This window comes from Methylobacterium sp. (assembly GCF_019750675.1).
In the GTDB taxonomy this organism is placed as follows: Bacteria; Pseudomonadota; Alphaproteobacteria; order Rhizobiales; family Beijerinckiaceae; genus Methylobacterium.
Genome location: NZ_JAIEOF010000382.1, coordinates 1 through 13,073 on the forward strand (window position 1 = coordinate 1; position 13,073 = coordinate 13,073).

Consider the following 13,073-nt stretch of genomic DNA (forward strand, 5'->3'; position numbering starts at 1 on the left):
CGGCGCGGGCGATGCCCGGCGGACGGCGCGCACCCGGCGGCGGCGCGGGCGCGGGCTCTCGGCGGTGGACCCGATATAGCCGCCGACGATGCCGCCCACGACCGCACCCACGGGGCCGCCGACCAGGGCGCCGGCGACGACGCCCGTGCCGACGCCCACGGTGGTCTTGCTCGCGGCCTCGGCGGCCTGCGGCGCCGCCAGCGCCCCGACGAGCAATGCAGCGCAGGTGAGTTTCTTCATGATGGTCGCCCGATCCCTGAATTCAGGGGCGATCCCTGGCGAGCCACCGTGACGAAATCTGGGCCGAACCTGCGCGGATGTCCGCTGTATTGACCGAACCGCCCGCGAAACGAAGGGGCTGTGCTCCCCGCGCCGCACGGAGCGACCCGACCCCGCGTCCGATCGATTCACGAGGGCGCGAGCGGCCGCAGGATCTCGACCACCTCCGGAAAGCTCGGACGCGCGGCGTGGTCGGGCTGGGTGCAGGCCGCCGCGAGGGCGTGCAGGGGCCCGTCGCCGATCCCCGCCAGGGCGAGCACTTCGCCGAGCAGAATCCCCCAGGCCCGCATCTCGACCCGGCGCAGGGTCGCGCCGGCCGTGCCGTCGGGCAGGGTCGAGGCGGCGCCGAAATCGCTCACCACCGCCGCTCCCGCCGCCCCGTCCCAGAGGATGTTGTGGCCGTAGAGGTCGCCGTGCAGGATGCTCCGCTCGTGCAGGTGCAGGCAGGCCTGCGCCGCGGCCTGCGCGATGCGCAGCGCCGCCTCCGGCGTCAGCATCAGGGCGGGATCGTAGACGTCGCGGCTGCAGCTCGCGAGGCTCGGCGGGCCGGCGAGCACCTGCCAGTCCGCCGGCAGCAGCCGCATCACCAGACCCTCGGCCCCCTGCGGGTGGCCGGTGATGCGCCCGAGGGCGCCGGTCAGGTTGGGGTGCGTGCCGGCGGCGAGACAGGCCGCCATCTCGCGCTCGGGCAGGCCGTCGCTGGTCATCGCCCCCTTGAAGAGCTTCAGCGCCACGGCCTCGGGCGTCGCCCCGTCCCGCCGCCAGACCGCGCGATGGACGCGCCCGGAGGCGCCCTCACCCAGCAGCGCGCCGGGCTCGATGTCCAGCCAGCGCACGGGAGGCACCGCCGGGGGCAGGGGCGCGCCCTCGAAGGGATTGCCGGAAAACGAGGTCCAGGCGAGGCGCGGCAGGGCCGTGAGCCAGGGCGGCAGGGCGTCCAGGGCGTTGGCGGCCAGCCGCACCAGTTCGAGGTTGGGCGCCCCCGCGAGGCTCTCGGGCAGGGTTCGCAGGGCGTTGCCCGAGAGCATCAGCTTCTGCAGTCCGGGCCGCGCGCCGAGCGCCTCGGGCAGGTGGGCGATGCGGTTGTCCGTGAGGGTGAGCCAGCGCAGGGCCGGGGGCAGGGCCTCGCCCGGGACCTCCACGAGGCCGGTGGCCCGGAAGCCGACCTGGCTCAGGGCCGGGCAGTCGCCCAGCACCGGGGGCAGGCGCGTGAAGCGGTTGCCCGAGCAGAACAGCACGCGCAGGTGCCGGAGACGGCCGAAATCCTCCGGCAGCGCATCGAGGGCGCTGTTGCTCAGGTCGAGCAGTTCGAGGGTGTCCCCGAGAGCGAGGATCTCGCGCGGAAACTCGGTGAGGCCCGGGGGGAAGCGCAGCTCCCGCGCGCCCGCGCAATCGCCCCGGCGAAGGGCATCGAGGAGGCTCAGCGTCATCGTGCGGGCGCGGGATTCGGGCGGGGCATCGGCGGTCTCCTGGAGGGGGGGCGGCCCGCGGCCGCGCCGGTTCGCGATGATTCGGAGCGCGTCTCTTAGCGCGTCCGGCCGCGAAGGTCCGCCGGACACGGCCGATGCGCATCGCCCGGCCGCCGGTGCGATCCAGGGTTGGGCGGCACCGCGCCGGACTGCGACCGATCCGGCCGCCCGCGAACTGCGCGGCCTGGACCTTGCAACGACGTTCCGCAGCAATCGCCGAAGAACGGGAGGCACCGTGGCCCATCATTCGATCTCGCGCAGGACCCTGCTGGCCGGCACGGCCGTTCTGGGGGGCTCGGCCCTCTCCGGGCGGGGCGCGCTGGCGGCCGGGCCGATGACCGTCGGCGTCATCTACGTGGGGCCGAAAGACGATTACGGGTACAACCAGGCCCACGCCAAGGGCGCCGCCGCCCTGAAGGGCCTGCCCGGTATCGAGGTCGTGGAAGAGGAGAACGTCCGCGAGACGACCGACGTCCAGAAGACCATGGAGAGCATGATCAACATGGATGGGGCGAGCCTCATCCTGCCCACCTCCTTCGGCTACTTCGATCCTCACGTGCTCATCGAGGCCAAGAAGAACCCGAAGGTGCAGTTCCGCCATTGCGGCGGCCTCTGGACGGAGGCGAACCCGAAGAACGCCGGCTCCTATTTCGGCTACATCGCGCAGGGCCAGTACCTGAACGGCATCGTGGCCGCGCACGCCACGAAGTCGAAGAGGCTCGGCTTCGTGGCCGCCAAGCCGATCCCGCAGGTGCTCAACAACATCAACGGCTTCCTGATGGGCGCCCGCAGCGTCGACCCGGCGATCACCTGCCAGGTCATCTTCACCGGCGAGTGGTCGCTCGCGGTCAAGGAGGCCGAGGCCACCAACGCGCTCATCGACGGGGGCGCCGACGTCATCACCTGCCACGTGGACAGCCCCAAGGTGACGGTGGAGACCGCCGCCCGGCGCGGCGCCTTCGTCTGCGGCTACCACGCCGACCAGTCGGCCCTGGCCAAGGACAAGTACCTCACCGGCGCCGAGTGGGACTGGGCCCCGATCTACAAGGGCTTCGTCACCGGCATGCAGGCCGGCAAGGCGCCGCCGAACTTTTTGCGCGGCGGCCTCGCCGACGGCTTCGTCAAGATGAGCGCCTACGGCCCCGCCGTCTCCGAGGCGGCGCGCAAGAACGCCGATGCGGTCAAGGCCGAGATGATGAAGGGCGGTTTCGCCATCATCCGGGGGCCGCTGAAGGACAACAAGGGCAACGAGATCGCCGCCGCCGGCAAGGGGCTGCCCGAGAACGCGCCCGAACTCGAGAGCACGGGCTACCTCGTCGAGGGCGTCCGGGGCTCGGCCTGAGGGGCGCTCGCGGAGACGCCGCGATGGTCGCCGACACCGCCACGACGGACGCCGCCTCGGCGGACGGCGCGGTCGCCGCCCCGCGCGCGCCGGCCGGCCTCCAGCTTCGCGCCTGGGCGGCGCGGCGGGCGGAGGCCGCGATCATCCCCCTCGGGGCACTGGCCCTCGGGCTCGGGCTGTTCAGCCTCTTCCTCGCGAGCCTCGGCAAGTCGCCGGCCGCCTTCCTCGACCTCGTCTACCGGGGCGGCTTCGGCTCGTCCTTCGCCCTGCAGAACAGCCTCCAGCGGGCGGCGCCCCTGCTGTTCGCGGCCCTCTGCGTGGCGCTCCCCGCCCGCCTCGGCCTCGTGGTGATCGGGGGCGAGGGGGCCATCGTGCTCGGCGGCCTTGCGGCGGCGGCCGTCGCGACGCCCCTGTCCGGGGCGCCGGGGAGCCTCGGCATCGCCCTCATGGCCCTGGCGGCCCTGCTGGCCGGGGCGCTCTGGCTCGGCGCGGTGGGGGCCCTGCGGGCCTGGCGCGGCGTCAACGAGACCATCGCCAGCCTGCTGATGTCCTACATCGCCATCGCGCTCGCCAACCACCTGATCGAGGGCTGGCTGCGCGACCCGGGCAGCCTCAACAAGCCCTCCACCCGCACCCTCGACGAGGCGTTCCGGATCGGCCCGCTGCCGGGGCTGGAGGTGCATTGGGGCCTCGCCGTCGGCCTCGTGGCCTGCCTCCTCGCCTGGGTCCTGACCGAGCGCACCACCCTGGGCTTCGCCGCCCGCATCGCCGGGGGCAACGTGCGCGCGGCCCAGATCCAGGGCCTGCCCGTGGGTCGCCTCATCACCGGTTTCACCGCGTTGGGCGGGGCGCTCGCGGCCCTGGCGGGGTTCTTCGAGGTGGCGGCCGTTCACGGCAACGCCAACGGCTCGCTGGTGGCCGGCTACGGCTATACCGGCATCCTCATCGCGTTCCTGGCCCGCCAGAACCCCCTGGCGATCCCCCCCGTCGCCTTCCTGCTCGGCGGGATCGAAGCGTCGAGCGGCCTGATCCAGCGCCGCCTGCACGTGCCGGACGCCACGATCCTGGTTCTCGAAGGGCTGCTTTTCCTCCTCGTCCTCATGGGGGAGACCCTGTACGGCCGCTTCAAGGTGTTCAGCCCCCACCTGTGGGGCGACAAGCAGGCCGCCGCGGGCCTCAAGCCTTCGGGAGCGCCGGCACCATGAGCGGCCTCGACCTGCCGGGCGACCTCGGCCTCTGGAGCGTGCTCCTCGCGGTGATCGGCGGGGCCATCCGGGTCTCGACGCCGTTCCTCTTCGTCAGCCTCGGCGAGACCATCACCGAGCGCTCGGGGCGGATCAATCTCGGCCTCGAGGGCACCCTGGTGTTCGGGGCGATGTCGGCCTACGCCACGGCGGTGCTGACCGGCTCGGCCTGGGCCGGCGTCGCCGTGGCGGGCCTCGCGGGCGGACTGTTCGGGCTCCTGCACGGCTGGATCTGCCGGCTGCCCCGGGTCAACGACGTGGCGCTCGGCATCGCCCTGATGCTGTTCGGCTCGGGCCTGGCCTTCTTATTCGGAAAGGCCTTCATCCAACCCTCGGCGCCCCAGCTGCCGGCGATTCCCTTCGGCAGCTGGTCCGACCTCGCCCAGGTGCGGGCGGCCCTCCAGATCAACGTCCTGTTCCTCATCGGGGCGGCGCTCAGCGTCTTCCTGTGGTGGGCGTTGCGCAACACCCGGATCGGGCTCGTGGTCCGCATCGTCGGCGACAGCACCGACGCGGCCCGCGCGATGGGCTACGACGTCGACCGGGTGCGGCTGCTGGCCACCGGGGCCGGCGGGGTGCTGGCGGGCATCGGCGGGGCCTACCTGTCGCTGTACTATCCGGGATCCTGGAACGAGGGCATCTCCTCCGGTCAGGGCCTGATGGCGGTGGCCCTCGTGGTCTTCGCCCGCTGGAACCCGCTCGCCTGCTTCGGTGCGGCGCTGCTGTTCGGCGGGGCCGGGGCGCTGGGGCCGGCGCTGCAGTCGGTGGGCGTCTCCCAAGGGTACTACCTGTTCTACGCCGCCCCCTACGTGCTCACCCTCGGCGTCCTCATCGCCACCTCGTCGCCGAACCACGCCCTGGCCGGAGCGCCGGGCGAACTCGGTCATGCGAAGTAAGCCTCAGCAAACGGGTATTCCGAATGAACGGACTTGGCGGCCTCAACAAATCCCCGAATGGCGTCGTGCTCGGGCTGGTCCAGCTCCAGTTGCCGACGGTCGCCACGAAAGCGGACCTCGCCGCGCAGACGCGGCGCATCGTCGACATGGTCGGCAAGGCCCGGCGCAACCTCGCCACCATGGACCTCGTGGTCTTCCCCGAATACGCCCTCCACGGGCTGTCGATGGACACCAGCCCGGACATCCTGTGCCGGATGGACGGCCCCGAGGTCGCGGCCTTCGCCAAGGCCTGCATCGACAACCGGATCTGGGGCTGCTTCTCCATCATGGAGTTCAACCCGCACGGAAACCCGTACAACACCGGCATCATCATCGACGATACCGGTGCGGTGAAGCTCTACTACCGCAAGATGCACCCCTGGGTGCCGGTCGAGCCCTGGGAGCCCGGCGACATCGGCATCCCGGTGATCGAGGGGCCGAGGGGCGCCAAGATCGCCCTCATCATCTGCCACGACGGGATGTTCCCCGAGATGGCCCGCGAATGCGCCTACAAGGGCGCCGAGATCATGATCCGCACGGCGGGCTACACCGCGCCGATCCGCGAGTCCTGGCGCTTCACCAACCAGGCGAACGCCTTCTGCAACCTCATGGTCACCGCCAACGTCTGCATGTGCGGCTCGGACGGCGCGTTCGATTCCATGGGCGAGGGCATGATCGTCAACTTCGACGGGCAGATCATCGCCCACGGCACCACGGGCCGCGTCGACGAGATCATCACGGCGGAGGTGCGGCCCGACCTCGTGCGCGAGGCCCGCATCCACTGGGGCGTGGAGAACAACATCTACCAGTTCGGTCATCGCGGCTACACGGCCGTGAAGGGCGGGGCCGGGGACTGCCCCTACACCTACATGCGGGACCTCGCCGCCGGCCGCTATCGCCTGCCCTGGGAGGACGCCGTCAAGGTCGTCGACGGCACGTCCTGCGGGTTCGCCGCGCCCACCCGGTCCTACGGCGCCGGCCAGACCCCGGACGCGCGGGAAGCGGCGGAATGAGCGCGGCGTCGCTCGACTTGCCGGAGCTCGACTTGCCGGAGCGCCACGCCGCCGCCGAGCCCTATCCCTGGCCCTTCGACGGACGGCTCCGGCCCGACAACACGGCGCTGGTCATCATCGACATGCAGATCGATTTCTGTGGCCCCGGCGGCTACGTCGACGCCATGGGGTACGATATCGGCCTGACCCGGGCGCCGATCGGGCCGATCGGACGCCTCCTCGCGGCCGCGCGCCGCCTCGGCTACCACGTCATCCACACCCGCGAGGGCCACCGCCCCGATCTCGCGGACCTGCCCGAGAACAAGCGCTGGCGCTCGCGCAGGATCGGGGCCGGCATCGGCGATCCGGGCCCTTGCGGGCGCGTGCTGGTGCGCGGCGAGCCCGGCTGGGAGATCATCCCCGAACTGGCACCGGTGCCCGGCGAGCCCGTCATCGACAAGCCCGGCAAGGGCTCGTTCTGCGCCACCGACCTGGAGCTGATCCTGGGGCGGCGCGGCATCCGCAACCTGATCCTCACCGGGATCACCACCGATGTCTGCGTCCACACCACGATGCGCGAGGCCAACGATCGGGGCTTCGAATGCGTCATCGTCTCGGATGCCTGCGCGGCCACAGACCCGGGCAACCACGCCGCCGCCCTCAAGATGGTGACGATGCAGGGCGGGGTCTTCGGCGCCGTGGCGACCGCGGACGCGATCCTGGCGGCGATGGAATGAGGTCCGTGTCGGCTGAGGCGCCCCCCGCAGGCGCGATCGCCATCGAGACGATCGGCATGACGAAGCGCTTCGGCGTCTTCACCGCCCTCGACGACGTCTCGATGAAGATCGAGGCCGGCGGCTTCCACGCGCTGCTGGGCGAGAACGGCGCCGGCAAGTCCACTTTCGTGAAATGCATCATGGGCTTCTATGCGCCCACACGCGGCAGCGTGCTGGTGGACGGGCGCGAGGTGTCGATCACCAACCCGAAGGGCGCCCAGGCGCGCGGCCTCGGCATGGTCTACCAGCACTTCACCCTGGTGCCCTCGCTGACGGGGGCCGAGAACCTCGTCATCGCCCGGCCGCACGTGCCGGCCGTGATCGACTGGCGCGCCGAGCGGGCCGTGCTCGCCGCCTTCATGGAGCGGATGCCGTTCCGGCTGAACCTCGACCGGCCTGTGGCCGAACTCGCGGCCGGCGAGAAGCAGAAGCTCGAGATCATCAAGCAGCTCTACCTCGAGGCCCGCTTCCTCATCCTGGACGAGCCGACCTCCGTGCTCACGCCGGGCGAGGCCGAGGAGGTGCTCGGCCTCCTGCGGGCCATGGCGGACCGGGGCGAGATCACCGTCCTGATGATCAGCCACAAGTTCCGGGAGGTCGAGGCCTTCGCCCGCACGGTCGCGATCCTGCGGCGCGGCGCGCTCGCGGGGAGCGGGCGGGTGGACGGACTGACGCGGGACGCGATGGCGGCCATGATGATGGGCGCCCGCCCCGTGCGCAAGGTGGCGGACCGGACCCGGACCCCGGACGGCACCCGCGACGTGCTGCGCATCGAGGGCCTGCGCGCCAACGACGCGTCGGGCCTGCGCCCGATCGCGGTCGACGGCCTGCGGGTGCGCGCCGGCGAGATCGTCGGCATCGCGGGCGTCTCGGGCAACGGCCAGAAGGTGCTGGCGGACGTGCTGGGCGGCCAGATCCCGGCGGAGGGCGGCCGCGTGCTGGTGGAGGGCGAGGCCTATGACGGGCGCCGCGCGCAGAGCCGCGCGCACCGGGTGCGCTTCATCCCGGAGGAGCCCCTGCGCAACGCCTGCGCCCCGCGGATGTCGGTGAGCGAGAACCTCGCCTTCCGCGCCTTCGACCGGCGCGCCGCCCGTCGGGACGAGGACGTCCCGGCCCGGCCGACCGTCTGGCTCGACACCGGCGCCATGCGGCGGCGGGCGGGTGCGCTGATCGCTCGCTTCGGAATCCGGACCGCGTCCTCCGAGGCGCCGATCGCGACCCTGTCCGGCGGCAACGTGCAGCGCGCGGTGCTGGCGCGGGAACTCACCGGTCCGGTCAATCTCCTGGTCGTTGCCAACCCGTGCTTCGGGCTCGATTTCTCGGCGGTGTCCGAGATCCGGGGCCGGATCGTCGCCGCGCGCAATGGCGGTGCGGCGGTCCTGCTGATCAGCGAAGACCTCGACGAGATCCTCGAACTCTCCGACCGCATCGTGGTGATGTCGGACGGGCGCATCGTGCACGAGGTGGACGCCGCCCAGGCCGACGCTCAGACCATCGGCCGCCACATGGCCGGGCACCACTGAGTTCCACCGGGCGCGAGGTCTGCGCGCCCGGTCGTTTCCATTCTGCGGCAGGTGCCTCAGCGGCCCCCGGGGCCGCCATTCGCGCTGCCGTTGGGGAAGGCCTGTTCGGGTCGGCTCGCATTGCCGCCCGCGGCCGAGTTGGTGGTCACGGTGTCGGCTCCGGTAGCGCCATAGGAGATGACGAGGTCACCGCTGTTGCCGGTGGTGTTCGGCTGGTTCTGGACGATGACGCCGCGCCGTCCCTCGTCGGGAAACAGGCCCTGCGCGGCGGCCGGCAGGGTCGTCAGCACGGCGAGCGCGACGGCGCTCGCCAGGATGGATGGGGTCTTCATGGTCGATCCTGAGGTGTCGAATTGACAGTCAATCCAAACTGTCAGGCCGTGTTCCTGCGGCGAATGACCCGGTGCGGGAGCGACGACGCCTCGCCGCGCGGTTGCTCCGCGCGACGCCGTTAAGGCCTCGTGCAGCATATCGGCCTAAGATCGTCGGCATGCGCCACGCCCTCGTCCTCGCCCTCATCCTCTGCGCCCCGGCCGCCTATGCGGGGCCGCTGGATTTCTTCACGGGTGTTCCCGATGCGCCGGGGGTGGTCCGAGGGGGTTCCTTCGGCCCCAATGGGAACGACTATTACGGCGATATGCGCCTCGGGGGATCGAGCCGGACGGCGCTCACCGCCCGTCATGCCAGGGTGAAGCTTCAACCGGCTGCCCGCGAGAAGCGGCTGCCCCGGTCCTGAGCGGGGCGGCCCCCGTCGAGCGGGTCCTCGCGACAGCGACCCGAACGCTCGCTTAACTTCGATCGCCTATGGTTCACGCACCCGTGCCGGTTGTGCGCGGGTGCGCCACGGTGACATCGCCACCGGCCCGCGGTGCGCCGGACGCCTCCGGTGGCCGAAGGTCCGCGTCCCCTCAGCCCGAATGGAGGCTCGTGATGCACGTCGCCCTCGTCGATCCGAGCCGGGTGATCCGGAAGACGGTCTCCGACATGCTGATCGCCGGTGGCCACAGCGTCACGGCCTTCGCGGATTCGGCCGCAGCGCTGGATTACGTGACCGGGAACGCCGCCGTGACCTGCGTCCTCACCAGCCTCGAGGTGCAGCCCCTCGACGGGCTGGAACTGTGCTGGTCGCTCCGGGCCCTGGCCGACGACCGGCGACCCCTGACCATCCTGGCGATGTCTTCGGCCCGTGATAGCCGGCCCCTCGACGAGATCCTCGACAGCGGGGCGGACGACTTCCTGGCCAAGCCGCCGAGCGCCCAGGAACTGTACGGCCGCCTGCGCAGCGCCGAGCGGGTGCTCAAGCTTCAGCACGCCCTGATCCGGCAGGCCGATACCGACCACCTCACGCAGCTGCTCAACCGCGGCGCGCTGATGCGCCAGGCCCGGGCCGCCCTCGATGCGGCCGGCACGGGCCAGCCCCTGACTGTGCTCCAGATCGACATCGATCACTTCAAGAGCATCAACGATCGCTACGGCCACGATGTCGGCGACGTGGTGATCCGGTTCGTCGCCCATGTCCTGCGCGAGACCGGCGCCACGGCGGGCCGTCTCGGCGGTGAGGAATTCGCGGCGCTGATGCCCGGGCACAGCCTGGGAAGTGCCGCGGTCGTCGCGCACCGCATTCGCAGCCAGTGCGCCGCCAGGTCGATGCCCCAGCAGGGCGCGGCCCTGCGGTTCACCGTCAGCATCGGCCTGAGCGAGTGGGTGCCGGGCGACAGCATCGAGACCCTGCTCAAACGGACGGACGTCGCCCTCTACGCCGCCAAGGCGGGCGGGCGGGATCGCGTGGCGGTCACCACCGCCTCGCTCCGGACGGAGTGCGTCAGCTAGGATCGGGCCGCGCGGATCACCGGCGGATCGCACCGGCGCGCGACGTTCGCGACGCGGTGTCGGCTGGAGGCCACGCCGCGCGTCCTCTGATGCGAAGGAGACGCCATGCTCTACACCATCCTCTGCTACAAGGACGAGGACGTCTTCACCGCCTGGAGCGCGGAGGAGGAGGCCGCCGTCATGGGCCGCCTCGCGCGCGTGCACGAGGGGCTCGCGCGGGCGGGCAAGCTCGGGCCCTCCCTGCGGCTGCTGCCGACGACCGCCGCCACGACCCTGCGCAAGGCCGGCGAGCCGCCCCTGGTGATCGACGGCCCCTTCGCCGAGACCAAGGAGCAGCTCCTCGGGTTCTACGTCGTCGACGTCGCCGACCTCGACGAGGCGCTCGCGATCGCCCGCGACCTCGCGGCCGCCAATCCGGGCGGCGCCTACGAATTGCGGCCCGTCCTGCTCTACAATCCCGATCCGCGGGGCGCGGCGCCGGGGACCGGGACGGGCTGAGCGATGAGCGCCCCCGATCCCGACGCGGCCTGGATCGCTGCGGCCCTCACGGCGGCGCGTCCGCAGGTCCTGGCCGCGCTGCTTCGGGTGTTTCGCGACCTCGACACCGCCGAGGAGGCGTTCCAGGATGCGACCCTGCGGGCTCTCAGAACCTGGCCGCGCAACGGCCCGCCCCGGGACGTCGTCGCCTGGATGATCCTCGTCGGCCGGAACGCCACCCTCGACGGCAAGCGCCGCGGCGCCCGCCTCACGCCCCTGCCGCCGGAGGAAGCGCTCTCCGACCTCGGCGATGTCGAGGCGCCGCTCGCCGAGGCGATCGATGCCGGCTCCTACCGCGACGACATCCTGCGCCTGCTGTTCATCTGCTGCCATCCCGAACTGCCGGCCACGCAGCAGATCGCGCTCGCCCTGCGGATCGTCTCGGGTCTGAGCGTCCCCCGCATCGCCCGCGCCTTCCTCGTCACCGAGGCGGCGATGGAGCAGCGCATCACCCGCGCCAAGGCGCGCATCGCCCGCAGCGCCGTGCCCTACGGGACGCCGGGCGCGGCCGAGCGGACGGCGCGTCTCGCCGCCGTCGCCGCGATGGTCTACCTCGTCTTCAACGCCGGCTACTCGGCCGGGACGCACGCGGAGCGGGCGGAGCTCTGCGACGAGGCGGTGCGTCTCGCGCGCCTCCTGCTGCGCCTGTTCGGCACCGAACCGGAGGTGATGGGGCTCCTCGCCCTCATGCTCCTCCAGCACGCCCGCACCCCGGCGCGCTTCGATGCGGACGGCCGGATCGTCCCCCTCGACGACCAGGACCGGGCCCTCTGGCGCGGGCCGCTGATTGCCGAGGGCCTCGCCCTCGTCGACAAGGCGATGCGGCACCGGAGCCCCGGCCCCTACCAGATCCAGGCCGCCATCGCCGCCCTCCACGCCCGCGCGGCGCGCCCCGAGGACACCGACTGGGCCGGGATCGCCCGCCTGTACGAGGCGCTGGAGCGGATGCAGCCCTCGCCGGTGGTGAGCTTGAACCGCGCCTCCGCCGTGGCGAAGGCCGAGGGGCCCGCGGCGGGGCTCGCCCTGGCCGATCCCCTGGCCGGGTCGCTGGACGGCTACTTCTACTTCCACGGCCTGCGCGGGGCGTTCCTCCTGCAACTCGGGCGCACGGGCGAGGCGCGGGAGGCGATGGGCCGGGCCATCGCGCTGGCGGGCACGCCGGCCGAGGCCGCACAGATCCGCCAGCAGCTCGACCGCCTGAGCGGCGAGGGACCGGCGCTCGAAAAAAACCCGGTCCGACCTGTCGGGGATCGCCCCGCCGACGCGTCCTTGTGACGAGGCCCGGCGGACCCGCGGTGCGGCCCAAGAGGAGAGAGGACCGGAATGAGCAGCACGAATCAACCCGATGCCCCCGCCCCCGTGAAGGGCGGCCTCGTCGCCTACCTGACGGTGGACGGCGCCATGAAGGCGGCGGAATTCTACGTCCGCGCCTTCGGGGCCGAGATCGTCACCGCCATGCCGGTCGACGAGCAGGGCCGGACCATGCACGTCCACCTGCACGTGAACGGTTCCTCGCTGATGCTGAGCGACGCCTACCCGGAACACGGGCATGCCCTGCAGGCCCCGCAGGCCTTCAACCTGACCCTGATGGTCGATGACATCGACGCGCGCTACGCGCGGGCGGTCGAGGCGGGGGCCACCGCCCTGATGCCGCCCTCCGACATGTTCTGGGGGGACCGCTACGGCCAGTTGCGCGACCCCTTCGGCGTCCTCTGGGCGATGAACCAGGTGAAGCGCTGAGCCCACCCATCGCTCCATCCGTCTCAACCCCCGACGCGGAACCCATCATGACCGACACGACCGGACGCGAACTCGTCCTCACCCGACTCATCCCCGCATCGCCCGCCGCCCTCTACCGGGCCTGGACCGAGCCGGCGCTGATCAAGCGCTGGTTCGCGCCCAAGCCCTTCGCGGTCGCCGAGGCCGAGACGGACCTGCGGGTCGGCGGCGCCACCCGCATCGTCATGCGGGGCCCGGACGGGACCGAATTCCCGAGCCAGGGCGTCTATCTCGAACTCGTCGAGAACGCCCGCATCGTCTTCACGGACGCCTATGTCCGGGCCTGGGAGCCCTCGGCCAAGCCCTTCTTCACCGGCATCGTCACCTTCGAGCCGGAGGCCGGCGCCACCCGCTACACCGCGCGCGT

At 72.0% G+C, this 13,073-nt stretch carries 15 protein-coding genes; 12 read left to right on the forward strand and 3 right to left on the reverse strand.

Annotated elements, in window-relative coordinates; genetic code table 11:
* Together K2X24_RS19785 and K2X24_RS19790 are read right to left on the reverse strand one after the other, a co-directional pair.
* A partial coding sequence (locus K2X24_RS19785; protein WP_292500318.1) for a hypothetical protein occupies positions 1 to 240 on the reverse strand: 240 nt, incomplete at its 3' end.
* Positions 241 to 407: 167 nt separating this feature from the next.
* Entirely contained in the window at positions 408 to 1,709 is a 1,302-nt protein-coding gene (locus K2X24_RS19790) for a leucine-rich repeat-containing protein kinase family protein (protein ID WP_292500320.1), read from the reverse strand.
* A 325-nt stretch (positions 1,710 to 2,034) separates the two neighbouring features.
* On the opposite strand from K2X24_RS19790, the gene K2X24_RS19795 reads away from it, so the two are divergent.
* From K2X24_RS19795 to K2X24_RS19820, 6 genes are read left to right on the forward strand one after another with little or no spacing between them, the layout of a single operon-like run.
* Positions 2,035 to 3,090: a BMP family ABC transporter substrate-binding protein gene (locus K2X24_RS19795; protein ID WP_292500346.1), complete on the forward strand. Its 1,056-nt coding sequence runs from the start codon at positions 2,035 to 2,037 to the stop codon at positions 3,088 to 3,090.
* 23 nt (positions 3,091 to 3,113) lie between these two features.
* The gene (locus K2X24_RS19800; protein ID WP_292500322.1) at positions 3,114 to 4,295 is read left to right on the forward strand and encodes an ABC transporter permease; all 1,182 of its coding nucleotides are present in this window, start codon (positions 3,114 to 3,116) and stop codon (positions 4,293 to 4,295) included.
* Positions 4,292 to 5,230, forward strand: a complete 939-nt coding sequence (locus tag K2X24_RS19805; RefSeq protein ID WP_292500324.1) for an ABC transporter permease — start codon at positions 4,292 to 4,294, stop codon at positions 5,228 to 5,230. Before K2X24_RS19800 ends, K2X24_RS19805 begins: the two co-directional genes overlap by 4 nt.
* A gap of 23 nt (positions 5,231 to 5,253) precedes the next feature.
* Positions 5,254 to 6,282, forward strand: a complete 1,029-nt coding sequence (locus tag K2X24_RS19810; protein WP_292500326.1) for a formamidase — start codon at positions 5,254 to 5,256, stop codon at positions 6,280 to 6,282.
* Entirely contained in the window at positions 6,279 to 6,998 is a 720-nt protein-coding gene (locus tag K2X24_RS19815) for an isochorismatase family cysteine hydrolase (protein WP_292500328.1), read from the forward strand. The genes K2X24_RS19810 and K2X24_RS19815 overlap by 4 nt, the downstream gene beginning before the upstream one ends.
* A complete protein-coding gene (locus K2X24_RS19820) occupies positions 6,995 to 8,560 on the forward strand; it encodes an ABC transporter ATP-binding protein (RefSeq protein ID WP_292500330.1) in 1,566 nt (521 codons plus the stop codon). Before K2X24_RS19815 ends, K2X24_RS19820 begins: the two co-directional genes overlap by 4 nt.
* A gap of 56 nt (positions 8,561 to 8,616) precedes the next feature.
* On the opposite strand, the gene K2X24_RS19825 is transcribed toward K2X24_RS19820, so the two are convergent.
* The gene (locus K2X24_RS19825; RefSeq protein WP_292500331.1) at positions 8,617 to 8,892 is read right to left on the reverse strand and encodes a hypothetical protein; all 276 of its coding nucleotides are present in this window, start codon (positions 8,890 to 8,892) and stop codon (positions 8,617 to 8,619) included.
* A 158-nt stretch (positions 8,893 to 9,050) separates the two neighbouring features.
* On the opposite strand from K2X24_RS19825, the gene K2X24_RS19830 reads away from it, so the two are divergent.
* The 6 genes from K2X24_RS19830 to K2X24_RS19855 all read left to right on the forward strand — a co-directional run.
* A complete protein-coding gene (locus K2X24_RS19830; protein WP_292500333.1) occupies positions 9,051 to 9,296 on the forward strand; it encodes a hypothetical protein in 246 nt (81 codons plus the stop codon).
* A gap of 194 nt (positions 9,297 to 9,490) precedes the next feature.
* Positions 9,491 to 10,390 (forward strand): diguanylate cyclase, encoded by a 900-nt coding sequence (locus K2X24_RS19835; protein WP_292500336.1) that lies wholly within the window; start codon positions 9,491 to 9,493, stop codon positions 10,388 to 10,390.
* 105 nt (positions 10,391 to 10,495) lie between these two features.
* Positions 10,496 to 10,888, forward strand: a complete 393-nt coding sequence (locus tag K2X24_RS19840) for a YciI family protein (RefSeq protein ID WP_292500338.1) — start codon at positions 10,496 to 10,498, stop codon at positions 10,886 to 10,888.
* Positions 10,889 to 10,891: 3 nt separating this feature from the next.
* A complete protein-coding gene (locus K2X24_RS19845) occupies positions 10,892 to 12,202 on the forward strand; it encodes an RNA polymerase sigma factor (protein WP_292500341.1) in 1,311 nt (436 codons plus the stop codon).
* Positions 12,203 to 12,250: 48 nt separating this feature from the next.
* Positions 12,251 to 12,667 carry a glyoxalase/bleomycin resistance/extradiol dioxygenase family protein gene (locus K2X24_RS19850; RefSeq protein WP_292500343.1) on the forward strand — a complete coding sequence of 139 codons (417 nt, stop codon included), beginning with the start codon at positions 12,251 to 12,253 and terminating at the stop codon, positions 12,665 to 12,667.
* A gap of 47 nt (positions 12,668 to 12,714) precedes the next feature.
* The coding region (locus K2X24_RS19855) for an SRPBCC domain-containing protein (protein ID WP_292500345.1) at positions 12,715 to 13,073 on the forward strand (359 nt) is incomplete at its 3' end.